The following is a 26458-nucleotide window of genomic DNA, read 5'->3' on the forward strand; positions in this document are numbered from 1 at the left end:
TATGGCCCTAAAAGAAGCTGGAAAGTTCTACTTTTAGGGGAAGTTCGTAGGATCATTACTTTCTTTTTTAAAGTAGATAGTTATGATCGAATGTAATATCTAAAGTATATTTGCCAACTTGCTGTTGAAGATTTGATTGAATGAGCTGTTTTAGTTCTTCATCACTATATCTAGGTTTGGCAGGAACAGCCAAGTCGAATTGAAGAATTTTTGGCTCTGTCGCATGCTCAATTCGAAAATCATGCATCCGTAGATTCCCATCTATTTTTGCAAGAATTTCTTTTAAAATTAGCGACAATCTTGTATAGTTGCGATCATGTAGAGCGACAGGGTCTAAGTGGCAGACTAAATCAACTCCCAGTGTTTCTTTAAACTCTTTTTCAATGGTGTCGATGATTGTATGGGCATAATTTAAATCCCACGATTCATCTACCTCAATATGAACAGAGGCAAAACGCTTACTGGGACCATAACTATGGATAAGTAAATCATGGTAGCCTAAAATGGAGGTATTTGAAGAAAGGCGCTGCTTCATTTTCTCAATTTCCTCAGCAGTCGGTCGACTACCTAATAAATCATCGACAAACCCTTTAATCATTTGAATGCCACTGTACAAAATATAAACAGCAATAATGAAACCGACGTACCCATCAATTCGCCACCCCGTTCCCCACTCTACTCCTGCAGAAATTAATACAGCCATTGTCGTATAGACATCATTTAAACTATCTTGTGCCGTGGCGTTTAGTGTATTTGACTGAATTGACTTACCAATAGTTCGATACATGGCTCCTTGCCAAATTTTTATGGCAATCGAAAGAATAAGAACAATAAAAATGATTGGTGATAAGGAAAGATTTTGCGGATGTAAAATTTTCTGAAAAGAACTATCTAAAAATTGAAATCCTACGTAAGTAACGATAATGGAAACAAACAATCCGCTGATATATTCAAAGCGTTCATGCCCGTATGGATGCTCTCTATCTGCAGGCTTTGCAGATATGTGGAACCCGACAAGCGTCAAAACAGACGAGGCGGTATCAGAGAGACTGTTAATTGCGTCAGCCATGATAGAGACACTCCCAGAAAGAAACCCAATCGTTAGTTTACTACCGAATAAAATACTATTTGAGAGAAGTCCTAGAATTCCGGCTAAAACCCCTGCCTTCGTTCTTCCTGCCGTTGAGTTTATTGGAGAGTTTTTCTGAATTTTTTGTAATAGATACTGAATCATAAGTAAGAACACCTTTCAAAAGTCAATAATTCATTATAAAGGCTATAAATCGAACATACAAGCTTTAAGGGTATCCGAAATTTCTAACAAGCTGAAACGAAAATGAATGAAAAAGCGGGCAAAAAAAGGAACGGATGGTATGAGTAAATAGTGAAGTAAAGCGTACAAAAAAGTCTGTTTCTCTACTTTTCGATAGAGTAAAAGAGTCCAAAACATTTAGGTTGCTCCAGACTCTTTTCTTTAGTTGAGGTTGGGACAGAAGTATTCAGCTTATTTTTAAATCCTTCAACTCTAACATGTTTCATGCGTAGAATCTGTTGAGAAGACGAGTTGTTTTCTGTTCCCGCCGATTATTAAGGTTTTACAAAGGGGGCGTGACATAAGTTAGTTAGTTACGTCCTCGATAAAAACAAAATGCACGCGAAAATAAAAATATTTTCGCGTGCATTTTGTTTTTTTAGTATAATTGGTTGGTTTAATTACTTATTTTTGCCAGCTTCATCATATTGATTGCCGTAATCAGTAAACCTGATTGCTTTCTTACATTATCTAACCCTCGAACTGTGAATCGAGTGAAGCCTAAACAAGCCTTCATAAATCCGAAGACTGTTTCTACATCAATCTTCCTGCGACTATAAACCTTTCCGGTTTCAGGGGTAGAAAGAAGCTCATTTTGTTTGGCTTTATGATATTCCCAAGCAGGGTTTACTGTAATTTTTCTAATATACCCCTTCGGTGTTAGAGCTTCAGGAATCACTTCTTGATTTAGATCGATTTTTTCTGCTTGATATTCTTTAAACTCTCGAATAAATCCATCTTTATCGGTTCTTTTGCGATAGGCATGAAAATTAAATCGCACACCTTTAGGATCGATATAGTAATCTTCCTGTTCATTGTAAGTCCAGTTCATTATTTTTTGCTCATCGGTTTTCCACTTTTTACTTTTCTCTTTTAAAAAGGTCCCGTAGGGAATAAGCGCGGTATGTTGAGGGAGTTCATCTTCTAGATATCGATAATTACTTTCAGAGCCATACCCTGCGTCTGCGACAATATATCGATGTGATTGGTTAATCACATTCATTTTTTCAAGTAATGGTTGTAAGGTTCTAGTGTCAGTTGGGTTTTGAAAAACATCATATCCTAAAACAAATTGATTACAAGTAGCGATTTGTAAATTGTAGGCTGGCTTTAATTGACCATTCATCATATGATCTTCTTTCACGCGCATGAAAGTAGCGTCATGATCGGTCTTTGAGTAACTATTTCTGGCACCATAAATAGAAAACTGATCTTGGTGTTCAATCAGCTTCTCTCGTTTTTCAGTTAATTTGCGTACTTGACTTTTTAGCGTTCGGCGCTGTTTTTTTGCGGGATTAGGTGAAATTCGTTTCGTTGACTGGACTTTTTTTTCAATTTCTTCCAATCTCAGTTCCATTCGTGTCAACAGCTCATCTACCATGTCTAGTGTAAGGGAAGTCCCTTCGGGAATCTCTTTTACTGCATAAGCTTCTTTTAATTCCGTCATCAATAAAAGGAGTTTTTCACGATTCATCTGATCAAAACGGATCGTGTTTTTCTTCCAGACAAAGCTGTATTTATTCGCATCGGCTAGAATTTTCGTGCCATCGATAAACAACGCATCATCAATCAGATTGCGCGCGCGAAGATACTCGGTCAGATGTGTTAATCCTTTATTCGTCAATTCCTGCACATCATTGGACACGCAGAAACGGGCAATCGTTCGATAAGAAGGTACACGTTCTTGAGTCAACCAACGGGCATATAAATTTTCTTCAGCCAATCGCTCAATCTTGCGACTGGTGAAGGTTTCTCTCGTATAGGCAAACAGAACTAGCTTCATCATGGCACCTAGATCATACTCTCTAGGGCGTCCAAAAAGATACGGCTCATTGATTTGAAGAGATTCCACTAATTCATTGATGAAAACAGCGACGTGATTTTCTTTGGGAGAAAATGAAGTTGATAAGTCCAAAGTGAGTTGATTCATGTTATAATAGGTATGCATATTTTTAGTCCTTTCAGGATTAAATGTTTGAAGCACAGGGTGCCACCTGTGCTTCTTTTATTTTAACTAAAAAAGCGCATGAAATGAACGGTTTTTCGTCATTTCATGCACTTTTCTGTTAGGGACTTATGTCACAGCCCCCTCGTTATTTTTTGCTTATTTTGGTTCTAATGGTGTAGCGTGAAATAAAGCGCTGGCTAGAAGCGGCGTGATTATTGCTGCACCAATTGCTTCAGGAATCCCATTTGCAACAGCCACACCAAAAAGTGTTTTAAATAAAAGGGAGGAATCCACTCCGTAAGCTCCTGCTGTAGCGTTTGTGTAAAATAAGCCCATAAAACCTAGCACTAGAAGCGTGTTCGTTAGTGAACCTAATATCCCTGCTGTAACGGAACCGGCTGTAATAGAATGGCTTTTTTTGTAGATTATATGAAAGGCATAACCTGCAATCAGCCCTACTAATACCCTAGGAACCACTGAGATGATTGGATTAGTGAAGACTAAGGTATCAAAAGGCGTGGTGGGCATTGCAAATGCACGGATAATCGTAGCTAGTCCCCAAAATAACCCAATAATCATTCCATCCTTTGGTCCTAAAACAACGGCTGCGACAATCACAGTGATATGAATGATAGTCAAGCTAACAAAGCCTAATGGGATAAAGCCTAGCCAAGGAACCATTGCTTGAACAATAATAATGGCTAATAAAATGGATCGTAAGACTAAGCGAAATGTTTTGTTTGTACTTTTCATTTTTTCCCTCCTACTCATAGGTAAGTATGAGCTTTATAATAGAAATAAATTTGTTATTCGTCAACTGTTTTTACTTATTATACTTATTGTAGGAGGCTAAATGAATTTTCATTAAGGTGTAAAAGACTATTCCCCCTCTCTCTTTCTTCAACCCATGATAAAAAAGAAAATTCTATAGAACGAACCAAAAAAATTTGACTTCTAAATAAAGAGTGAATTGAAAAGTAAGGTTCGATGATTCGTTTAAATGAAGTCAGCAAAGTATATAGTAAAAATTATTTTAAAAAATAGGAGCGGATTTTTGTGTAGAAGAAAAGAGACAAATTGAAAAAGCACAATTCCTTAAAAAATATCTGTTTGTAACCAACCTAAGAATGCCTTTATATCAAGGCGTAAAGAAACTAAGCATGCTATTTATTTGAAAGTTCTGTTTATTTTTTTATCAGACTGCTACACTAAAAATAAAGAAAAAGGAGGCAAGAATAATTCATGGTTTTAGGCGAAAAACTACAAGAAGAAAGAAAAAAATTAGCACTGACTCAGCAAGAGTTAGCAAGTAAAATGAATGTATCAAGACAGACGATTTCTAACTGGGAGCTAAGTCGAAGTTATCCGGATATTGAAAGTTTAATTTTGTTAAGTTCCTTATTTTCTGTAACAATTGATACCCTACTAAAAGGAGATAAAAAGATGATTATAAGCTTGAAAAAAAGAAGCATACTTAGCAGTTTATTTTTATGTATTTTAGGTTGTTTAGCACTGGCAAGTAGTATCTGTTTTATCGTTGATTTCAGTCTAACGGGGAAATTTACATGGTCTTTAATCGTAGCAGGAAGCTGTCTTTTTACGGGAATTGTTTTAGCAATTGCCTGTTATACAAAGACCGAACGTTTACTAAAAACAAGTATAGGTATCACTTGCTTATTATTACCTTTATTGATGACGATTCAATATGTTGATTCTAGTAGTGATTGGTTCTGGGCATATGGCGTGCAACTTTGTTTGGTTAGTCTAATATTTTGTTGGATGGTTATCCTTTTATGGCGATTCACACGTGTTAGTATCTGGTGGCTAGGGATAGCTGTTTTATGTTTATCTGTTGTTGTTAACTATTTAGGAATGTACATAACAAATGAGCTGAATGAGTCAATAGATTTTATTATACCAGCTCTCTCTCAAGGCATTTTAGCTGCAATCTTTTTTCTAACTAGTTGGTTATTTGCGCATATTAGAAGGTATAAAAATAAGAGAAATGAGTAAAAGTAAATACCCTATTAAGTGTGTATTAGCATTAGAAGAAAGAAAAAACCATCTCTCCCCCATTCTGACTGGGTAGAGATGGTTTTTTTACGATATTATTTTGTTAACCAAATAGTTACTTCTTTTAGAGCATCTGGGATTCCCGCTGGATTTTTTCCACCTGCTTGCGCCATATCCGGACGACCCCCACCGCCGCCACCAACTTTTGGTGCAATGGCTTTAATTAAATCACCTGCTTTTAGTCCTTTTTCATTGGCTACTTTATTCATCGCAGCAAGTAAACTTACCTTGCCTTCGTGACTATTTGCAAGAACTAGTACATCTGAAAGTTCTTTTTGTTTCCATTGATCAGCTAGTTGACGTAATTGATTCATATCTTTTACCTGAACTTCAGCTGAGATAACACGAACACCATTTATCTCTTCAACATTCTGGAAGACATCCGCAGCTTGTTGGTTTGCTAATTTTCCAGCCAACTGTTCATTTTCTTTTTGTAACTCTCGAAGTTGTTGTTGCACTTGTTCCGTTTTGCTTACCACTTCTTTTAATTGAGGGGATTTAACAATAGAAGCCACTTCTTTTAGCTGCTGTTCTTCATTGTAAAGTAGTTCATAAGCTTCTTTGCTTGTTACAGCTTCTATCCGTCGAACCCCTGCGCCTATACCTGATTCAGCGACTATTTTGAAAATACCAATATCTTCAGTATTGTTTACATGGATACCACCACAAAGCTCAATCGACCAATCGCCAACATTTACTACGCGCACATCGTGTCCATATTTTTCACCAAATAGGGCCATCGCACCCATATTTTTGGCTGTATCAATATCCGTTTCAATAGTAATAACAGGAATTGCTTCCCAAATCTTTTCATTAACAATCCGTTCCATTTGACTCAATTCATCTGCAGTTACCTGTCCAAAATGAGTGAAGTCAAAACGTAAATGACCTGGAGCTACTAGAGAGCCGGCTTGGTTTGCGTGACCACCCAGCACTTCTTTTAACGCTTTATGCAATAAATGTGTAGCAGTATGGTTTTTAATAATTCGATTTCGTTTTGATTTGTCAACAACTAGTTTGTATAGAGTTCCTTCTTTTAGTGGTTGAAGCACTTCAACTGTATGCAAAAATTGTCCGTTTGGTGCTTTTTTTACATCAATAACAGTTGCAACAGTTTCTTCTGCTTCATTTTGAATAAATCCTTGGTCTGCAACTTGACCACCCATTTCCGCGTAAAAAGGTGTTTCAGAAAAGATTAACTGTGCATTGCCTTCAGAAACGGTGTCAATAATGGCTTCGTTTTGTACAATTACCAATAATGAGCTTGTATATTCTGTTTCAGAATAGCCAACAAATGAACTTTCCACTTTAATATCAGTCAGTAAAGCAGATTGAACACCCATAGATATTTCCGTACTGCGAGCTGCGCGAGCACGCTCTCTTTGGGCCTGCATCTCTTTTTCAAATCCTTCATGATCCACTTTAAGCCCTTCATCTTCAGCAACTTCTTCTGTTAATTCTACAGGGAATCCGTAAGTATCATACAATTTAAAGATATCTTTTCCGTTTAATGTTGTTTGGTTTTCAGCTTTCACATTTGAAATAACTTCATTTAGAATCGCTAAGCCTTCATTAATTGTTTCATGGAAACGTTCTTCTTCTGTTCGTACGACTTTTTCAATAAACTCTTGTTGTTGTAAGACTTCAGGATAGTAACTAACCATGATGTTCCCTACAACAGGAACAAGTTTATACAAGAACGCTTCATCAATGCCTAATTTTTTCCCATGCATAACTGCCCGGCGTAATAAGCGACGTAACACGTATCCACGACCTTCATTTGAAGGAAGTGCCCCATCGCCAATCGCAAAGGATAATGCGCGGATATGGTCTGCGATGACTTTAAAGGAGATATTAGTCTGTGGTGAATCTCCATAAGCAACTTTTCCACTTAATTTTTCGACAGCATGGATAATTGGTAAGAATAAGTCTGTTTCAAAGTTTGTTGGTGCATTTTGAACGATAGAAACCATTCGTTCAAGCCCCATTCCCGTATCAATATTTTTATGGGGTAAAGGTTCATAAGAGCCATCTGCCTGATGGTTAAATTCTGAGAAAACAAGATTCCAAATTTCAAGATAACGTTCATTTTCTCCCCCAGGATAGTTTTCAGGGTCATCTTCGGCAACATCATTGAAAGCTTCACCGCGATCATAGAATATTTCAGAATCTGGTCCACATGGGCCTGCACCAATATCCCAAAAGTTATCTTCAATATCGATGATGTGCTCCATTGTTAGTCCAATTTCTTCATGCCAAATACGCTTTGCTTCTGTATCTTTTGGATAAACGGTCACGTAAAGTTTTTCAGGATCAAAGGCCATCCATTCAGGAGAAGTTAAAAATTCCCATGCCCAGTGAATTGCTTCTGTTTTGAAATAATCACCAATAGAAAAATTGCCAAGCATTTCAAACATTGTATGGTGACGTGCAGTTTTCCCTACATTTTCAATATCATTTGTACGAATTGATTTTTGTGCGTTAGTGATTCTTGGATTTTCAGGAACCACAGAGCCATCAAAATATTTTTTTAGTGTCGCGACACCTGAGTTAATCCATAATAAGGTCGGATCATTTACAGGGACTAGTGAAGCACTGGGTTCAATACTGTGTCCTTTTGATTGGAAAAAATCAAGATACATTTTTCGAACTTGACTACTTGTTAATTCTTTCATCTTTTTTCCTACTTTCTTTTCAAATAAATCAGTAAATGGTAGCGAATTTATAAAAAAACGCAAAAAAACACCATCACAGTCAAGGACGAATAATTCGCGGTACCACCTTGATTGCAATGATGTTTGTCATTACCTCTTAAACTCGATAACGCGGAGTAGCGTTGATATTTCTATCAAACTGAAAAGGGAGCCATTTTAAAGAAACACTATTTCTCTCTCAGCAACAAGAAACTTTCTGTAAATGTTTTGCACTTAAAACGATGATCTTTTCATTACTTTCAAAGTATAAAGAATTCTCATAGAAAAGTCAATTTTTACTGAGTCATTTCAATTGAAATTGTTTTACGATAAAGAAATTCTTCTGGGGCTAAAGGAGATTCTCCTTGAATCATGATTCCTGACTGATAATAACTCGATAATGGCAGGCAATCAATGATAGGACATCCTGAGTCTTCTATAATATCAAGCTTTAAAACAGAAGGGTCCCGAGTGAGCTCAAAACGGGTTTTACTCGTATCTATAATCAGACCAAACATATTTGGTCCCTCTTTTTTCTCTCTTACTGATTTTGCCCAAGGGGATTGGTCAGACAACAGTTCATTTCCCCAGCGGAAAATCCGACGAGTACCACCACCTACGGCATACTCCCACTGGTCTTCTGTGAGCAAATCAAACCCTTTTGCATGGATTTCTTTTAAAAGTTCTTGATGTGTATCAGCAGAATGCTTATACACAGAATATGTATCTTCATTTGACGACATCTCAAGGTAATAAGCATTATCTTTTTTTAAAGAACGAGGAAATTCCCATGTTAAGCTTTCTTCTAAACTAAGCTTAGGACTTAGCTGATGTTTTATTTCTGATAAAAAAGGAGCAGCTGCAATTTCGTTGCCCTCAAAATTTGCCGTCACCGTATGATAGCTACCTACAAAACTTGTCCCTACAGGAAGGGCATATTTTTGGACAAGCATCGGAGCAACCGCCACTTTTCGTAAAGGAGTGGTAAAGTCATTTACATAGTCATTGAAATCATCCAGTATTTCAAAACCGTAGATTTCTTTAAATTGAAGAAAAATTTCAGATTCCTCCGCAAGCTCTTGTTCGTAGACGACTTCTTGAATAGGTAATCCTTGAATACCTAGATCCCAACCTAAAATTGCCTCTTTATTTCCTGGAATGAAAACAAATTCTTCATTATCTAATTTACATTCAAATGTCGTACATTTAATTCCTGCTAATTCATAGTCCACTAAAGTAACGTCTGAAACTTTTACAAGTGGGCTGACATAATACATAAGTATTTGACGGAATAATAGCTGTTTATCTTCTAAAGTCAGCTGCTTCCAGTGACTCCATTCTAATTGATTAAAAAAATTCACGAGTGTTTTCCCTTCCTCACTGTTTTTTGGTATGCTTGAAGTATAGCATGGAATTCGAGGAAAGCGAGGAGAAATATGAATTTAGTTATTGGAAACGAAAAATGGATTCAGGCGGCTGCTTTTTATTTAAGATATCAAGTATTTGTTCTTGAGCAGAAGATTTCAGCAAAGGAAGAATTTGATAGACTTGACGATGATTTTGCTACACTCTATTTAGTTTATTATAATAAAAGTCAGCCAGTTGCCACCTTGCGTTATCAAAAAATAGATGAAAAAACATTCAATCCAGATCGTTTTTGTGTAAGTGAATGCTATAGAAATCAAGGAATTGGCAAACAACTATTACTTGAAGCAGAGAAAAAAGCTGCAAATGAGGGCTGTACTACTTCTGTGCTTTCAGCAGAAGTCACAGCACAGGCATTTTATGAAAAGATGGGATATAGAGTGATATCACCAACTTATATGGAAGACGGCATTCTTTGTGTCAAAGTGGAAAAACGATTAAATCGTTACGAATAGGTAAGAAAAAAGTATATAAGAAAAGCAGATTCAAAATGTAGTGTCAGAAAAAGCAACGGGCTTCTTCTATCCCTACAAATAGGAATCTGCTTTTAATTATTGATTTGAATTCTTTTTGTTTTTTCGAACAGAGCGTGTTTGTTGACGTCGCTCCACTTTTCTTTTTTGTTTGTTGCTGTCAGAAATTGCCCATTCAATCTTCTTTTTATAGCCTGGCTTGATTTTTTTCTTCTTTTTCTTAACCAAACCTATCAATGTTGGATCTAGGACATCCTTTGATTTCTCACGTTTTGTTCGACGATTTCGGTCATACGTATCAACAATTTCGCCCTCTTTAATTTCTTTTGGTTTAAAGGTTACACCTAACTTCTCAATGGCCATAATCGCTTGATCGTCACTTGGATCATAAAGTGTAATCGCTGTTCCTGACAACTGATTTCGTCCCGTTCTTCCGACACGGTGAATAAAGAAATCTAACTCTTCTGGAATCTCTGCATTAATAACATGGGAAACTCCTTCAATATCAATTCCACGAGCAGCTAAGTCTGTGGCTACTACATATTGAAATTCTAAATTTTGAACTTGGCGCATGACACGTTTACGTTCGCGAGGTGTTATATCCCCATGAATTTTTGCAACTTTCAAGCCTTGTCCTTTTAGGTAATCAGTAATTTCATCGACACGCTGTTTCGTATTCGCAAAGACAATCGCAAGATAAGGATGCCCAACTGTCAACAGTTGATAAATCAGACGATTCTTATCTTTGCCTTTTGTTGAAATTAACCAATTATCAATAGATTCAGAAATAATCGCCTTTGGACGAATTTCTTCAATAATCGGATTTTCCATATACTTTTTCAAAAATGGGCGAAGTTTTTCAGGAATGGTTGCTGAGAAAACCAACATTTGTAGTTTTTCAGGAAGACGACTGGCAATTTGATCAACTTCTTCTAAAAAGCCCATGTCTAATGTCATATCTGCCTCATCAATGACGAATGCTGAAGCGGTATGAACCTTCAATGCCTGTTCGTTCATCATATCTAAAATACGACCTGGTGTACCAATAACCACATGTGGTTGTTGGTGCTTTAATCGATTTAGCTGGCGTTGTTTATCCGTTCCACCAACAAAATTTGTCACACGTATTTCAGGAGTAGAAAATTTTGCTATTTGACTGGCCGCTTGAAAAATCTGTGTAGCTAGTTCACGACTCGGTGCGGTCACGACGATTTGTGTTTCGTCTTTTTCTACGTTAATTTTATCCATTAAAGGTAATAAAAATGTGTGTGTCTTACCAGAACCTGTTTGGGATTGTCCGACCACGCTTTTTCCTTTTTGAATTAATGGGATGAGTTTTGCCTGAACCTCTGTAGGCGTTTCGAACCCCTTGTCATTTAGTGCCTCATCTATAAATGGGTTAAAGTGAAATTGTTTAAATGTATTCACTAGACCACCTCTTTTCATTTTATACTTAGTCCTTGCGCATTATACCATAAAAAAACAGTCAAAAGCACAGTTATTCATAAATCTTCATGTTTTAGTAAAATAAGCTAGGAACGTTTAGATTAGGAAAAAAACATAAAAATTAGTGAATATTTCCGAAAATCAATCATTTTGTTGGAAATATTTGAAAAAATTTTTTTGCATTTTTTTCGATTCATATCCTATTGCCTCATAAAACTTGTGTGCACCTACTCTTGTTTCTCCAGAATTCACTCTGATCCCAGAAGCACCTTGTGCCTTCGCCCATTCTTCTGCTTTTTTCATAAGCTTTGAGCCAAGTTTATTCCCTTGAAAGCGGCTGGAAACAGCCAGACCCATCACATTTTTTAAAGTTGAAAAATAGAGTGTTTCATAGTTGCTAAGATGAACATATCCTTGAACAGTTGACTTGTACGCTGCGACAAAAATAATCTGTGTGTCATCTGCTAAAATTTTTTCTAGCTGTTTTTTTGTCTGAGTTTCAGAAACTACATATCCTAAGTCCTCAGTATTTAGCCGGTTGATGTCCTGCCAATCTGTACTTTCTGCTTTTCTAATGATTACATCCATTATTGTCACCTCAAAATTACTATATAGTATAATTGGGAAAAGAACAAATCAGGAGGTTACTGGTTTTCAAAACGAAAAATATGAAGTATCATTAATAAAAAGGAGGGATTGTCATGTTAAATCCTTATTTCGCTTTTGGCGTACCATTATTTTTATTCATTATATATATTGTTTTTTATATTTTAAGAAAAAAAACGACGTTACACTTTCTCGGATTTATTTTATTGATTATTTCAGGGTTTTTGACAGTATTTAGTCTGCAAGTCTGGCAGCAAGCGATTAGTGAAATGGAGAATGAATCACTCCAAACGCTCAGCCAAGAAGCAGGTTATCCTATTTATTTATTATGGGTGCCCATCATAATTGGTTTCCTACTTGTGTTTATCAATTTTATTCGCGCAGTCAAAAAGCTACGTGAAATTCAGCAGAAAAAAGAAAAATAAAAAAACAGGACTTAAATAGATACACAGCTAGTGAATAAAAACTAGTTTTGTGACTATTAAGTCCTGCTTTTTATTCTTTAGACCAGTCGTCCGTAGTGTCCTCTAATGAAAAACGTTCGCGCTCTTCACTGTCAAGTAGCCCCACTAGATATGCCCAGTCAGATCGGGAAAGAACCATGACATCTAGATCATTTTGTTCGTCTATCAGCTCAATTGTGCTGACATCACCGTCTACTTGCTTTAGCACATTTAGCAAACCTTCATCTTTCATTGTGATATAGGCTGTTTTTTTCATTACAATCCCCTCCTACAAATCAACAAACTCAAAATAGTTAATCGTTGTTTTCGCGGTTTCCCCCATTTTTTCAATGGTTCTTAAATCCAATAAGACATTTTTTTCTTCAGTAATTAAGTAATGATTAGCATCCAATGCCTCTTCAATTGCTGAAAGTATTTCTTCCTCATCGCCGTGTGAACTAAGGGATAAACGCCCCATTTTTTTGACCAGTACATCATCTCGTAAAATGAAACATTCCTTTTCATATTTGTAAACAGCCACTTGATAGTACCTTTCCTTAAAGTGACTTTGAATAAGCAAAAAACATTCGGAAATATGAGGAAGCATTCGTAATAGAGCTTTTGGCGTTAACGCCTGTTGATAAAACATTTTACTACCTCCTTCTCTATATTATAGAAAATGTAATCATAAAAATAAACTAATTGGTTTCTCTTGTTGGATTTTCTAAAGGAGCTGACTCCAGATAAAACTCCTCAAGAAACTTTTCCATAAATGTCTTTCGTCTAAGGGCTTCTTTTTTACCAAAGCTTGTATTCATCCGTTCAGGCAGTAAGAAAAGTTTCTCATAGAAATGATTGATTACGGTACTTCCACGGCGATAATCTTTTTTAGTCGTATAATCTACAGGTTGTATTGATGGATCATAGATAGGGTGTCCTTTTCCCCCACCGAAATAGGCCGTCCGTAAAATACCAATCGCTCCAAGTGCATCAATTCGATCAGCATCTTGAACAATTTTTCCTGAAATACTGAGACTTCCCTTTCCAGAAACGATTTCTTTTGAAAACGAAAGATGTTGAATAATATACATAATTTCTTGGCAAGTTTTTGGGTCGATAGCCAGTGATAATAAAAATGAATGGAGTTCTTTTGCTGCAGCTGCCTCGTCTTCCACTAGCTTGTCATCAATTGTGTCGTGCAGGTAAGCTGCTGCAAGGACAACGAAGGAATCAGCTTGCGGCTCGGTAGGAAGAATTTGCTTACAAATCGCAACCACGCGCTCAATATGATCCATGCTATGACCGGTTGTATCATTTTTTAAAAGCTGATACGTATAGTTTTTAATTTGTTCTAATGTATTCTCCATATTTCCTCCATGTTTTATGAATAATTTTAAAGTAAAAGATAAACTTGAAGTCGCTCCTTGTTTATCTAATTTTATTCTTATGTACTTTTTTAGAGTTTTACAAGCCATTTTCTATCATAGCCTTGATTATTTTAGAAAGCAACTATTTACACATCTTCTTTCTAGTTAAATGAAAAAAACGACTAGAAGTCATAGATAGACTTGCTAGTCGTAAGAATCTATTTTACTTTATAAACATCAAAATAGATTTTCTTCATATAATCAATTAGATATTGAGGATTTAGTGTTTCTCCAGTTGCTTCAAGAATCAATTCATTGGGTTTTTTCGATGCACCATATTGGTGAATATGCTCTGTCAACCATGATTTAATTGGACTATAATCGTCAGAAGCAAGTACCTTATCAAAATCAACTTCTTTTTTCATTGCTTCCAAAAGCTGAGCCGCATACATGTAGCCCAAAGCATAAGATGGGAAGTAACCAAAGCTTCCATTAGACCAATGAACATCTTGTAAGATTCCTTCTAAGTCATTTTCTGGGCGGATTCCTAAGTATTCTTCATACTTGTCATTCCAAATTTGCGGTAAATCATCTACTTGTGCTTCTCCATTGAAAATTAGTTTTTCAATCTCATAACGGATGATGATATGCAGTGGATAAGTTAAGCTATCTGATTCAATTCGAATAAGGCTCGCTTGGGTCTTTTTCAAAGAATCATAAAAATCATCAAAAGAAATATCATCAAATGTTCCAGGTGCACATTCTTTTAAGAATGGGAATTGTTTTTTCCAAAACTGTTTGTTGCTGCCAATAATAATTTCATTGAATAAAGATTGAGATTCATGAATCCCCATCGAGGTTCCTGTTGCTACAGGGGTATATTGATATTTTGGATCAATGCTTTGTTCGTACATGCCGTGCCCTGCTTCGTGAATCACACCAAATGTCGCCATAGTGAAGTCATGCTCATCCCAACGAGTGGTGATACGTGCATCATTATGATTAATTCCAATCATGAACGGGTGAATGGTGTCATCCAAACGACCTCGACTAAAGTCATAGCCTAATTGGGTTACCACGCCTATAACAAATTCTCTTTGTTGCGCTACGGTCATTTTGCGAGATAAAAAGTCAGTGTTTGGTTCAGTTCCTTTTTCTTCCAATGTTTTTCGGATGGACAGAATCCCCTCACGAACTTCGGCAAAGACTTTATCCAAAATTTCAACAGTCATATTTGGTTCATATTGATTAAGTAGCACATCATAATCTGTTGCTTCGTCTTTTTTCCAATAAGGAATTAATTCTTTTGTCAAGCGAATGTTGGTCTCTAACGCATCACGAAAGTCAGCAAAATTTTTCGACGCACGTGATTTTTGCCAGCTCCCATGAGCTTTTGATAACGCGCCACTTAATGCTTCCATCTTTTCTTTTGGAATGGCATGATTTAAGTCGTATTGTTCTTTCACTACGCGATAGGCTGCTTGACCAACTTCAGATAATTCATCCTGACGATTTTCAAAATAAGTTAGAGCCTCTTTTATTTTTGGTCCAACTTCTTTTTCAAAAGCAAGTCCATAAAGATAGCTTTCTACTTCTCCTCGATCATCGCTTGCTTTTTCAGGCATCCCTGTTTGCGTGTCCCAGCCCAAAATAGCCAAAGCCTGTTGAAACAGATTAATTTCTTTTAACTCTTGTAAAAATTCTTGTTCTTTCATATCCAATCCTCCAAATCAAAATCCTAAAAATTTATCCTATCCTAGTTTACCATTACGCGTTACTTTCCTCACGTGGTTGACGTGGGGGTCTTGTTCCCCAGTATTGGAATAAGTCTGTTCGGATTGCTCCGTTATACAGCTTTCGTTTTTTTGTAGCTTTTGCTTTATAAAATTCCTCAAAAGCTAAATCACTGGTTAAAATATATTTACTCCATGTTTTTAAAGGTCTAAAGACCTCGCCCATCTCTTGATAGAGACGTCGTACGCTTTCCTCTTCACCTAAACGTTCTCCATAGGGCGGGTTTGCGACAATTACGCCATATTCTTTATCCGTTGTAAAATCCTTCACAGCTTGCTGCTTAAAGGTAATAGAATCTCCTAGCCCAATTTCCTGCGCATTCGCTTTTGCAATTTCAATCATACGACCATTAATATCTGAGCCTGAGATGTCAAGTTCAATATCATAATCAGCTTTTTCTTCAGCATCTTTTCGAACCGCTTCAAAAATTTCTGAGTCAAACCATTCCCACGTTTCACAAACAAATTCGCGATTAAATCCAGGAGCAATATTATGGCCGATAAGTGCTGCTTCAATGCAAAGTGTACCAGAACCACAAACAGGGTCATAAAATGGGCGATCTTTTCGCCAATTGGTCAACATAACAAGAGCAGCTGCCATATTTTCTTTTAGAGGAGCGCCACCTTTTTCCAAGCGATAGCCACGTTTAAATAGACTTGGTCCTGTTGTATCTAGTGAAACAATGACGTGGTCTTTTAACAAAGCGACCTCCAGTTTGAAAAATGCTCCTGTTTCAGTTAGGGGAACACTCGCTGGACGATGATAGACTTCTCGAAGTCTATTAACAATTGCTTTTTTTGTGATTGCCTGACAGTCAGGAACACTGAATAATTTTGATTTAATTGATTTGCCGGCAACAGGAAACTCTGCATCCAATGGAAGAAAATCTTCCCATGGAAGAGCTTTTACTTTTTCAAATAATTCATCAAATGTAAAGGCGTCAAATTCCCCTACAATGATTTTGATACGATCAGCTGTACGTAACCATAAATTAGCAGTTGCAATGGTTTCCATCGTTCCTTCAAAACGTGCACGTCCATTTTCTACCTGACATTCAATTCCTAAATCACGTAATTCTTTTCCAACCAATGCTTCTAATCCGCTTGCAGCTGTTGCTACGAGTTGAAATTTTCTGTTTTTATCCATTACTCTCTCCTTACTTATAAAAAAAGCCTTCACAACACTGTTGGAAGGACTCCCTGATTACCTGTAATTTTCTATAAGCCATGTTTTGTACGCCTTCACTCTCAGGGAGAAAGAAAGGCGTGGTCATCATCTATCTGCAATCATTGATTGCCTCTTTGCTTCGTTCATTTCCGATCAAAAAGCGCCCCTACCATAGTTTGGGTTGCTCGCTCGAGGGGTTTACCGCGTTCCACCGTTTTGGTTTCCCAAAACGTTTCGTCACTGTGGCACTTTCAAGGATACTTGGGCATAGCTCTCACCTTAGCCGGTTTTCCTGCCGTTACTTCTAAGAAGTACCTTAGCTTATTTTTTCGCTAAGCACGAACACTACAGACATCTCAGTCTGTGCGAGCATGGACTTTCCTCAGCCTGGCAAAAAGCCAAACCGCGATCACCCGAAAATCACAGGAAATTTCCTTGTTTAAAATAATCTTGTTTTATCCATGTCATCGCTGTTATCAGCATTTGAATAATTTGAACTAAAACTTGATGTACGAGTAGGTGTTCCTGAATCATAGCTATCTTGATCTAGTTTTTTCCCAAACACTTCACGTTCCAAATTCGATAGACGTTTCAAAATATCAAAATTTGTTACAGCAGCACTTTTAGGTGCTTCTTGTTGAACACGAGAAGCAACCGCTTGGCTTTTAGACAATTGGTCAATTTTTGCCAGTAAACGGTCATTTTCTTCTTGTAAAGATAAAATTTGTTTGTTGTATGTTTCATAGTCTTTAATCACATTGTCTAAAAATTCATCTACTTCAATTGGATCATAGCCACGCATCTTTGTTTTAAATTCTTGTTGTAAAATGTCTTTTGGATTATACATTAAGTTAGCCATATTTTGCACCTCATTATTTATTTACGTAATATGAAAATTCTACCCTTTGTCATTGTATCTAAAAAAAGTCTAGAAATCAAACACTATCTCCCTTTTTTAAAGACTTTCTATAGAGTTTTGTAAATCGTCCATGGTAATCATGTGGATAACGTAAGGTATTTTTTCTGAGAAGCACTCAACTGATTTTACAAAAAATTCCAGTTTTCCAGGGTATTCTCTATCGTACACCATTAATGTACCACCCGTATGTTCTAATAAAAACTGTGTATGGTTTCTAAGCTGATCAGGTGCTTTATAAGGTTGATGACTTGTAGAATTAACATAGTCGGCAAGCTGTTTTACTGTTTGAAGCTTCAATTGGTTTGCCTCATTCCATTGACTACCAAATTCTTCAAAAGGGAAAATAATACCCAGCTTAAGATCTGGATAGTCATTTTTTAATTCACTCACGACTTCAGCACCCCAAAGCTCAACGCCTAAGTTTCCACTCGTTAATACCCACTCAAGTCCATTTTCGGCATATTGCAGAAGTTCTTTTTTTAAAACTTTTTTAATAACTTGAATTTTCGGGTCTTTTTCTTGAAAAACGCCTATTTCAAAACTACGATAGCCCGTTAAATAGAGTGTTTTTAGTTTATTCATTCCGCTTTCCTTTTCTTTCTTAAGTCTTTTTTGATATAATGTGGCCTAGGAGTGTGATTTGTATGGTTTTTCGGTATCCTAATGGTCGTTCTTATATTAATAATGAGCCATCTAAACAAAAAACTCAAGCAACAGTCATAAAAAAGAAACCAACAGAGTTTGGAAAACGCGGGATGCGTTTTGAGGAGGCAATTAATTTAAGTAATGAGTATTACCTAAATCGGGGATTAGCAGTGATCCATAAGAAACCAACCCCAATACAAATCGTTAAGGTAGACTATCCTAGACGAAGTGCTGCAGTCATCAAAGAAGCTTATTTTTCTCAAGCTTCAACGACAGACTACAATGGTGTGTACAAAGGAAAGTACTTGGACTTTGAAGCAAAAGAAACACAAAATAAGACCTCGTTTCCTTTTAGAAATATTCATGAACACCAGATTAAACATATGGAAGTATGCATAAAGCAGGAAGGAATTTGTTTTATTTTATTAAATTTTTCTTCATTGAATCGCTGCTTTTTCTTAGCAGCCGAAGAGCTTATTGTATTATGGAAAGAACAAGAAACCACCGGTAAAAAATCAATCCCATTAACGACGATTGAGCAATTAGGAATTGAAATCGAGCCAGGTCTGGCTCCCCAAATCCCCTATTTAAAAGCAGTTGACCGGTATATAAATGGAAAAAAAGGAGCTAATTAGTTATGACAGATCATTTACAGTCAAGATCCTCCCGTCGTAAGGAAACCAAATCGACGAATAACTCTAACCAGTCAAAAAAGCCTAAGAAAAAACGTTCAGTAGGATCCATTTTACTTAAAATTTTCCTTGGATTAGTTGCTCTGGGAGTTATTGGTATTCTCGCTGGAGTCGGTCTTTTCTGGTCTTATGCAAAGGATGCACCAAAGATATCAGATACCGAATTAGACGCTACTGTCTCTTCAAAATTTTATACTATGAGTGGTGATTTGTTTGAAGATATTGGTGCAGAAAATCGAGTGAAAATTGAGCCAACCCAAGTCCCTCAGCTTCTGACAGATGCAATTGTTTCTGTGGAAGACAGACGTTTTTATCAGCACAAAGGTGTTGATCCTATAAGGATTGTAGGATCAGCGATTTCCAATGTGAAAACGGGTGGACTTCAAGGTGGAAGCACGTTGACGCAGCAGTTAATCAAGCTTTCTTATTTTTCAACGAATACAGAAGATCAAACAATCAAACGTAAAGCGCAGGAAGCATGGATGGCTTTACAACTAGAAAAAGAAAAGTCAAAACAGGAAATATTAACGTACTATATTAATAAAGTCTATATGGCAAATGGTTTTTATGGGATGGAAACTGCTTCAGAAAACTATTTTGACAAAACTTTAGAAGAGTTGACTCTTTCTCAAACGGCACTTTTGGCTGGTATGCCTCAAGCACCAAATGATTATGATCCGTATACAAAGCCTGAAAATGCAAAAGCACGCCGTGATATTGTTTTGGGAACAATGCTAGAAAACAAGAAAATTTCAAAAGCCCAATATGATGAGGCAATTGCAACACCTATCGATGATGGATTGAAAAAACAAACACAAGAAGATTCTAATAGAAAAATTGTCGATAACTATTTATTTGAAGTCATTAAAGAAGTGGAAGAGAAAACAGGCAAAGATGTCTATACAGATGGGTTGAAGGTTTATACGAATCTTGATTTAGACGCACAGAAAAAACTATATGATATTGTTAACACAGAGGATTATGTACAATATCCCGATGATAAATTTCAAGTAGCTTCTACCCTTATAGACGTGAAAACCGGTCAGGTACGTGCACAAATTGGTGCTAGAAAAGTTGCTGATGGAACCATCTTTGGTTTTAATGCTGCTGTTGAAACAGGCCGTGACTTTGGTTCTACGATGAAGCCAATTACTGACTATGGTCCTGCGTTTGAATATCTTGATAAATCAACAGGGGATATGATTCTTGATCAACCCTACAACTATGAAGGGACCAAAACACCGGTTAAGAACTGGGACAACCAATATATGGGAAATATTACTTTGCGATCAGCTTTATATAATTCTCGAAATGTCCCTGCTGTGAAGCTTTTCAATGAAGTTGGAACAGAGAATGTTTCAAAATTCTTAAAAAATGTTGGGATTGAATATAAAACAATTCATCAATCCAATGCGATTTCAAGTAATACAGAAGAACAAGATGGAACAAAATATGGTGCTTCTTCATTAAAAATGGCAGCAGCGTATGCCGCAATTGCTAATGGTGGAACGTACTATAAACCTCAGTATGTAAATAAAGTTATTTATCAAAATGGAACAGAAGATGAATATCCAGCAGATGGTGAACGCGCAATGAAAGAAACGACAGCCTATATGCTAACAGATATTTTAAAAGATACGATTTCTATTGGTTCAGGTACGAATGCCCAAATTGAGGGACTTTATCAAGCCGGTAAAACCGGAACCTCTAATTATACAGACGACGAATTAGCCAAACTAAACGCCTATACAGGTGTCTATCCAGATATTTTATTTGTTGGTTATACGACAAATTATGCCCTATCTGTTTGGACTGGCTACAATGATCGAATGACACCTGTTACAGATGAAACGAATATGATTGCTTCAGATGTCTATCGCGAATTTATGAAATACGTTTCTTCCTCTGTATCAAATATTGATTGGGATATGCCAAAAGGATTAAGCCGTATCGGAAGTGAATTATATCTTGATGGTAAATATACTGCTCCAAGTTCAAGTTATACTCCGCCAGTAAGTAGCGAAACTTCTGAAAGTAGCTCATCAAGTACAGTTGAAAGCACGACGACTGAAACGACAACTGAATCAAGTTCCTCAAAGGATGAACCAGCTGAAACAGATACCGGAAACACTGGAAATACAGGAAACACTGGAACAATTGATACTGGAACGAATAATCCTGGGACGAATCCAACTGTTCCACCAACTACTGATACAGGAAACGAAGAAAAACCTGATCCAGATCAACCAGATAAAGAGCCTAATCAAGAGCAAAAACAAGGCGAAGGCAATTAAAAATAAAACGCCACCCTGCAGATTTTTCCTGCAGGGTGGCGTTTTTATAAAAAAAGATTGCTATCAGAATTTTAAGAGGGAGTTTTCTTTGTTTCTTTTACTTTGCGAGCTTCATTCGGTCTTTCCCCTCTTGACACATAGAAAGAAGCGGACAAATATCACATTTTGGTGCACGGGCTAAACAATGATAACGACCAAAAAAAATCATGGTGTGGTGTGTTTTTACCCAGAGCTCTTTTGGTATTTTTCTCATCAATGTATCTTCCACCTCTAAGACATTTGCGTTTAGCTTACAAATTCTTAATCGTTTGGATACTCGCTCCACATGGGTATCTACCGCAATTGCCGGAATACCGAATGCATCCCCTAAAACAACGTTAGCTGTTTTTCTTCCAACTCCGGATAAACTCATTAATTCTTCCCTTGTTTGAGGTACTTCCCCGTTAAAATTAGTCAACAATTGTTGTGCGCAGGCTTTAATATTCTTTGCTTTGTTTCGATACAAACCAATCGTTTTGATTTTTACCATGATGTCTTCGACAGGTGCGTTTGCTAATCGTTCTGGTGTTGGGTAAGCTGCAAAGAGTGCAGGAGTTGCTTTGTTTACTGACACATCCGTTGCTTGTGCACTTAAAATAACCGCAATCAGCAGTTCAAATGGGGACTTATGGATAAGCTCCCCGTGCGCATCAGGAAATAGTTGATACATTTCTTCAATTGCAAGCATCGTCTTTTCTTTATTGAGCATATAAATCCCCTCCTATTCATCTAACCAATTCTTTATGGATACTTTAGGTAACACTTTATTGCTTGTTGTCTGGTCAAGCTCCTTTTGCATAATTAATTGTTTTCGTTTTTTTTGTTCTTCTGCAACTTGTTGTTTTGTTTTGATATTCTTTCTTTCCCACGAAAGCAGAATTCTATCAATGTAGTTTAAATTATAAGCTTGACTTAACACCGCTTCTCTTAAAGCTAACTGTATAAGTTCTGGAGAATAGTGATCTGTATTTAACCACTCCCCAATTCGCTGAAACTCTATTGAGGATAAGGGACGTCCAAACTCTTGTTCTATGGCACGATATAAATTTTTAATTGCTTCTTCCTCATTTTGCTGGAGGTTTTTAAATCGTTCTTGTTCTTTTAATATATCTAGCTTATCAAAGGCATAAGTCAAATTGTAACGGTCAATTTTTTTATCATGTACATCCGTAAATGTTTCAATTTTTAAAAAATTTTTCTTTTCTAACTGATCCAATGCGTGAAATATCTGTTCGGTAGACATCCCCATGTCTTCAGCAATCATTGTCAAATCAGGAAATAAATCTCCCTGATTCTGCAGCCGATATAATTGAAGCCATAACAAGAACTCTTCGCTTTTCATTCCTAAGCGATGATAATTTTTTAGTAATAAATTTGAAACAATGGTTTGACCTGCATCTAAGTATTCATTTAATGATGTCATGAGCTCCCCTACTTTCTTCTCTAGTATACTAAAAAAAGCAATCCTTCGAAAGGCTGATTGCTTTTTTCCTCACTATTATTTATTCAAACTTTTCTCTATTAACGGCTGACTTACTTTTTTATCCCAAAAACTAATTAGAGGACCCGTAAAAAACGCATTAATAATTGTAGCGATTCCCACTGGACCGCCAAAAATGAAAGCAATTACCATGAATAGAACGTCTTGTGTAATTCGTATAACACGAAAGTGAAGTCTCGTTCGATCAACAAGAATAGGAGCAATCGCATCATATGGAGCGTTTCCAAGCTTTGCTGACATATAAAAAGAAGCTCCAAAAGTAAAAATAAGTACACCAAAAATTAAGAGCAATGCTTGTGTAAACCATGTAATTGAGAGGGAGATGTAGCTGGTTAATAGCCACGTAAAAAAATCAATAAAAAAACCAGTTAAAACCATGTTAATAACTGTTCCGATACCAATGTATTTTCGACCAAAGAAAAAAACAAAGCATAAGATGAGTCCATTTAGTAGTAACTGATAAGTCCCTAATGAGAGACCAATCTTAGTACCTACTCCGATATTTGCTGCGGTAAAAGGATCTAACCCTACTTGGCTTACCCGTAAAAGAGCGGCGCCAAACCCCAGTATAAACACTCCTAACAATGCATAAAAGCTCTGAATCCCTATCCTTTTCCAATCCAAACATGTCACCTCATTTTATTATCAAAAACAGTTTGTCAGATATTCTCTAAAAAAGCAACTATTAGCATTATTTCAATAAACAATTATGCATCCTTTGAAAGCAGAATAAGTACCGTTGAACAATGAATATGAAAATCAGCTATTAAAGGATAAAGATAGGGCATAACTAATGAAGTTATACCCCACCTTTGTAAAATCTTAATAAAGGTTGGGAACAGAAGCAACTCCTTCGAAAATAAGCTGAAAGTGCATCTCTACACCATTTCTAAAAGAAATAGTGTAGAGATGCACCTATTTGGTACTGCAAATCCACGAAGTTTCACTTCCAATGATGCATAGCACCTGTTCTTGGAGCTGAACACTTCTGTCTCAATAGCAGCCTCAATAAAATTGATTAATTGTTTTTCTTAATATCTGCCAAAGCTGCTTGTGCCAATAAGTTTAAGTAGTTCCATGGACGATCAAAGTGCGGCTGGAAGAAGAAATCAGAAATAGCTAAGTCTTCCACGGTCATTTTATTTTGGACAGCCAATGAAAGGGTATTTGCTGACTGTGTAATATCATATTTGGACATAAATTGTGCCCCAACAATACGGTTTGTTCCTTTTTCGTAAACAAGAGACATTTTTACATTTTCTGTAGTCGGCATAAATTCCGGACGATAATTATCTTCAAATAAAGTAGCTTCTACGTCTAAATTATTTAGCGCGGCACTTTCTTTTGTTACACCAGTAGAACCAATTGTCCAACCAAATAAATAAAGACCTGAAGTTCCTTGTGTGCCACGGTAAGCTAAGTTATTTTTTGTTAGATTATGACCTACTAATAGTCCTTGACGAACAGCATTTGTTGCTAGCGGGATATAGTTTTGTGTGCCGCTGGGATTATAGTGAACAACAGCTGAGTCCCCTGCCGCATACACATCAGGATTACTTGTTTGCATATATTCATTTACCTTAATTGCGCCGTTTGGTAGAGTGTCAAGTTGACCTTCAATTAATGTTGTATTTGGTTTGAAACCAACACATAAAATTACCATATCAGCATCAAAGGATTGACTAGGGGTAACCACTGTTTTTACTCGTCCACTTTCATCGGCCACGAATTGTTGAACATTTTCTCCAAGAGCCAATGTAACACCTTGCTTTTCAAGCTCTGATTCTAAAACATCAGTAAATGGTTTATCTAAATATTTATTTAAAATACGATCTAAACCATCAATTAGAGTCACCTCTTTACCTGATTCAGCAAAAGCTTCCACTAATTCGATTCCAATATATCCACCGCCAACAATAACTATTTTATTCGCTGATTTTGCTTTTTCAATAATCTCATTTGCTTGATTATAGTTTTTACAAAGTAAAATATTTTCTGATTGAATACCATCGATTGGAGGAACAATTGGCCAAGAGCCTGTAGTCATTACCAATTTATCATAAGTGACTGTTTCTATTTCCCCTGTTTTTAAATCTTTGGCTGTGATTGTTTTCTCTTTCACATCTATCGTTTCAACATCATGCTCCATCTTGACTGTTGCACCAAGAGAAGCTAATTCTTCAGGATTTGAATAAAATAAGCTAGCAGGGTCTTTCACCACACCTCCTACATATAATGCAATCCCGCAAGATAAAAATGACACATTATCATTGCGTTCATAGACAGTTACTTCTGCCTCCGGGTGATTTGATAAAATACTTTTGACTGCAGAAGTTCCAGCATGGGTACATCCTACTACGACTACTTTCATTGTTACGCCTTCTTTCGTTTTTAGTTTGTCAACTTGTTGACTATTTCACTATAACAAAAGAAAAAGTGAAGAAACATTTATTTGCTTGTGAATTCACAAAATGAAATTAGACTAAATTTAGAAAAGCTATCAATCGTTGGATTCCCATTTTAATCGCTTTAATTTCTACTTACTTAAAGGAAATGATGCAAATTGTTAAACAATTTCACAAAACAAAAAATCCATTCTCTGAGAATAGAGGATGGATTTTCTCAATTATTCATTTACAACAGCAATAATTTCTATCTCTACTAACACATCTTTTGGTAAACGTGCCACTTCTACCGCTGAACGCGCTGGAAGCTCTTCGTTAAATAGTGTAGCATAAACAGTATTAAATGCTTGAAAATGATTCATATCGCTTAAGAAACAAGTTGTTTTTACAATTTCATTTGAAGTAATACCTGCGCCCTGCAAGATTGCTTCAATGTTTTTTACAACTTGTGTTGTTTGTTCTTCAATTGTTTCTCCGACAATTTCACCAGATAGAGGATCTAGCGGAACTTGACCTGAAGCAAATAAGAACCCCTTTGCAATTTTTCCCTGAACATAGGGACCAATTGCTTTTGGTGCATTCTCTGTATGAATCGTCCTCATTTCGCTTCCTCGCTTTCAGCCGCTTGACAATCAGGACAAATACCATATAGTTCTAATCGGTGTTCATTAATCTCAAAACCAGTTAATTCACTAGCTGCCATTTCAACATCCTCTAAACCAGGATAATGAAAATCAACAATCTTACCACAACTTTGACAAATGGCGTGATAATGACGAGTAGAGCTAAAATCAAAACGACTTGATGCATCACCATAGCTCATCTCTTTTACAAATCCAATCTTTGTAAACAAACGTAAATTATTATAAACAGTAGCCACACTCATATTTGGAAATTGATGTTCTAAAGATTTATAGATTTCATCAGCTGTTGGGTGTGTACGGTTTTCAATTAAATATTCTAAAATTGCATAGCGTTGAGGTGTAATTCGAATATTGGCATGTTTTAATTTCGAAATCGCATCCTTAACCATCGTGTTACTCATCGAAGCCCCTCCTATTTTATTCATTCTTTCTTGATAATACTATTTTTTTAAGGAAATTACCACTATAATTAGTGATTAATTCACAAAAGGATGATCGAACACGTATTTCCGTTTCTTTTTAGTTCTACTCTAACCCTAAGAGAGAAAAAAGCCAGCTACCAATCATCAAAT

At 36.5% G+C, this 26458-nt stretch carries 24 protein-coding genes, 1 other RNA gene and 1 pseudogene; 5 read left to right on the forward strand and 21 right to left on the reverse strand.

Going from position 1 to position 26458, the window contains the following annotated elements:
• Positions 1–67 precede the first annotated feature (67 nt).
• From I589_RS09495 to I589_RS09505, 3 genes and pseudogenes are all read right to left on the reverse strand, one after another.
• Positions 68–1234 (reverse strand): cation diffusion facilitator family transporter, encoded by a 1167-nt coding sequence (locus I589_RS09495; protein ID WP_010767662.1) that lies wholly within the window; start codon positions 1232–1234, stop codon positions 68–70.
• Between the two features lie 484 nt (positions 1235–1718).
• A pseudogene (locus I589_RS09500) lies at positions 1719–3260 on the reverse strand (IS1182 family transposase); the annotation flags it as partial.
• A gap of 156 nt (positions 3261–3416) precedes the next feature.
• Complete coding sequence (locus tag I589_RS09505) at positions 3417–4013, reverse strand: ECF transporter S component (protein ID WP_010767659.1); 597 nt, start codon at positions 4011–4013, stop codon at positions 3417–3419.
• Between the two features lie 489 nt (positions 4014–4502).
• Between I589_RS09505 and I589_RS17855 the strand changes: the two genes are divergently transcribed.
• Positions 4503–5273 (forward strand): helix-turn-helix domain-containing protein, encoded by a 771-nt coding sequence (locus I589_RS17855; protein ID WP_010767658.1) that lies wholly within the window; start codon positions 4503–4505, stop codon positions 5271–5273.
• Between the two features lie 95 nt (positions 5274–5368).
• On the opposite strand, the gene alaS is transcribed toward I589_RS17855, so the two are convergent.
• Both alaS and I589_RS09520 read right to left on the reverse strand, forming a co-directional pair.
• Positions 5369–8008, reverse strand: coding sequence for an alanine--tRNA ligase (gene alaS, locus I589_RS09515; RefSeq protein ID WP_010767657.1), 2640 nt, complete (start codon positions 8006–8008; stop codon positions 5369–5371).
• Positions 8009–8322: 314 nt separating this feature from the next.
• Positions 8323–9387, reverse strand: a complete 1065-nt coding sequence (locus I589_RS09520; RefSeq protein WP_010767656.1) for a DUF7278 family profilin-like fold-containing protein — start codon at positions 9385–9387, stop codon at positions 8323–8325.
• 75 nt (positions 9388–9462) lie between these two features.
• Here I589_RS09520 and I589_RS09525 point away from each other — a divergent pair, with 75 nt between their 5' ends.
• A complete protein-coding gene (locus I589_RS09525; RefSeq protein WP_010767655.1) occupies positions 9463–9906 on the forward strand; it encodes a GNAT family N-acetyltransferase in 444 nt (147 codons plus the stop codon).
• 96 nt (positions 9907–10002) lie between these two features.
• Here the strand turns inward: I589_RS09525 and I589_RS09530 are convergent, their stop codons facing one another.
• Both I589_RS09530 and I589_RS09535 read right to left on the reverse strand, forming a co-directional pair.
• Positions 10003–11352 (reverse strand): DEAD/DEAH box helicase, encoded by a 1350-nt coding sequence (locus tag I589_RS09530; RefSeq protein ID WP_034684954.1) that lies wholly within the window; start codon positions 11350–11352, stop codon positions 10003–10005.
• Between the two features lie 159 nt (positions 11353–11511).
• Complete coding sequence (locus tag I589_RS09535; protein ID WP_010767653.1) at positions 11512–11958, reverse strand: GNAT family N-acetyltransferase; 447 nt, start codon at positions 11956–11958, stop codon at positions 11512–11514.
• A gap of 113 nt (positions 11959–12071) precedes the next feature.
• Between I589_RS09535 and I589_RS09540 the strand changes: the two genes are divergently transcribed.
• Positions 12072–12401 (forward strand): hypothetical protein, encoded by a 330-nt coding sequence (locus tag I589_RS09540; protein WP_010767652.1) that lies wholly within the window; start codon positions 12072–12074, stop codon positions 12399–12401.
• A gap of 70 nt (positions 12402–12471) precedes the next feature.
• Here I589_RS09540 and I589_RS09545 read toward each other — a convergent pair whose 3' ends face one another.
• The 8 genes from I589_RS09545 to I589_RS09575 form a co-directional block, all read right to left on the reverse strand.
• Positions 12472–12696: a hypothetical protein gene (locus I589_RS09545; protein ID WP_010767651.1), complete on the reverse strand. Its 225-nt coding sequence runs from the start codon at positions 12694–12696 to the stop codon at positions 12472–12474.
• Between the two features lie 12 nt (positions 12697–12708).
• Complete coding sequence (locus tag I589_RS09550; protein WP_010767650.1) at positions 12709–13068, reverse strand: hypothetical protein; 360 nt, start codon at positions 13066–13068, stop codon at positions 12709–12711.
• 49 nt (positions 13069–13117) lie between these two features.
• On the reverse strand, positions 13118–13786 hold the full coding sequence (locus tag I589_RS09555; protein WP_010767649.1) for an HD domain-containing protein: 669 nt from the start codon (positions 13784–13786) through the stop codon (positions 13118–13120).
• A 218-nt stretch (positions 13787–14004) separates the two neighbouring features.
• A complete protein-coding gene (locus tag I589_RS09560; protein WP_010767648.1) occupies positions 14005–15501 on the reverse strand; it encodes a carboxypeptidase M32 in 1497 nt (498 codons plus the stop codon).
• 52 nt (positions 15502–15553) lie between these two features.
• Positions 15554–16726: a THUMP domain-containing class I SAM-dependent RNA methyltransferase gene (locus I589_RS09565; RefSeq protein ID WP_010767647.1), complete on the reverse strand. Its 1173-nt coding sequence runs from the start codon at positions 16724–16726 to the stop codon at positions 15554–15556.
• 69 nt (positions 16727–16795) lie between these two features.
• Positions 16796–17168: RNase P RNA component class B (gene rnpB / locus I589_RS18100), an RNA gene on the reverse strand.
• Between the two features lie 18 nt (positions 17169–17186).
• On the reverse strand, positions 17187–17606 hold the full coding sequence (gene gpsB, locus I589_RS09570; protein WP_010767646.1) for a cell division regulator GpsB: 420 nt from the start codon (positions 17604–17606) through the stop codon (positions 17187–17189).
• Between the two features lie 96 nt (positions 17607–17702).
• Positions 17703–18248 carry an SLOG family protein gene (locus tag I589_RS09575; RefSeq protein WP_010767645.1) on the reverse strand — a complete coding sequence of 182 codons (546 nt, stop codon included), beginning with the start codon at positions 18246–18248 and terminating at the stop codon, positions 17703–17705.
• Positions 18249–18310: 62 nt separating this feature from the next.
• On the opposite strand from I589_RS09575, the gene recU reads away from it, so the two are divergent.
• The gene (gene recU / locus I589_RS09580; protein WP_010767644.1) at positions 18311–18946 is read left to right on the forward strand and encodes a Holliday junction resolvase RecU; all 636 of its coding nucleotides are present in this window, start codon (positions 18311–18313) and stop codon (positions 18944–18946) included.
• Between the two features lie 2 nt (positions 18947–18948).
• Entirely contained in the window at positions 18949–21297 is a 2349-nt protein-coding gene (locus tag I589_RS09585) for a PBP1A family penicillin-binding protein (protein WP_010767643.1), read from the forward strand.
• Between the two features lie 97 nt (positions 21298–21394).
• Here the strand turns inward: I589_RS09585 and nth are convergent, their stop codons facing one another.
• The 6 genes from nth to I589_RS09615 all read right to left on the reverse strand — a co-directional run bounded on the left by nth (position 21395) and on the right by I589_RS09615 (position 26287).
• Entirely contained in the window at positions 21395–22045 is a 651-nt protein-coding gene (gene nth, locus I589_RS09590) for an endonuclease III (protein ID WP_010767642.1), read from the reverse strand.
• Between the two features lie 12 nt (positions 22046–22057).
• Positions 22058–22759, reverse strand: a complete 702-nt coding sequence (locus tag I589_RS09595) for a DnaD domain protein (protein WP_010767641.1) — start codon at positions 22757–22759, stop codon at positions 22058–22060.
• Positions 22760–22834: 75 nt separating this feature from the next.
• Positions 22835–23461 (reverse strand): YczE/YyaS/YitT family protein, encoded by a 627-nt coding sequence (locus I589_RS09600; protein ID WP_010767640.1) that lies wholly within the window; start codon positions 23459–23461, stop codon positions 22835–22837.
• Between the two features lie 394 nt (positions 23462–23855).
• Entirely contained in the window at positions 23856–25208 is a 1353-nt protein-coding gene (locus I589_RS09605) for an NADH oxidase (RefSeq protein ID WP_010767639.1), read from the reverse strand.
• Positions 25209–25463: 255 nt separating this feature from the next.
• A complete protein-coding gene (locus tag I589_RS09610) occupies positions 25464–25844 on the reverse strand; it encodes a RidA family protein (protein WP_010767638.1) in 381 nt (126 codons plus the stop codon).
• Positions 25841–26287, reverse strand: coding sequence for a Fur family transcriptional regulator (locus I589_RS09615; protein ID WP_010767637.1), 447 nt, complete (start codon positions 26285–26287; stop codon positions 25841–25843). Before I589_RS09615 ends, I589_RS09610 begins: the two co-directional genes overlap by 4 nt.
• Positions 26288–26458 lie beyond the last annotated feature (171 nt).

The sequence above is a fragment of the Enterococcus phoeniculicola ATCC BAA-412 genome, from assembly GCF_000407505.1.
GTDB classification, from domain to species: Bacteria; Bacillota; Bacilli; order Lactobacillales; family Enterococcaceae; genus Enterococcus_K; species Enterococcus_K phoeniculicola.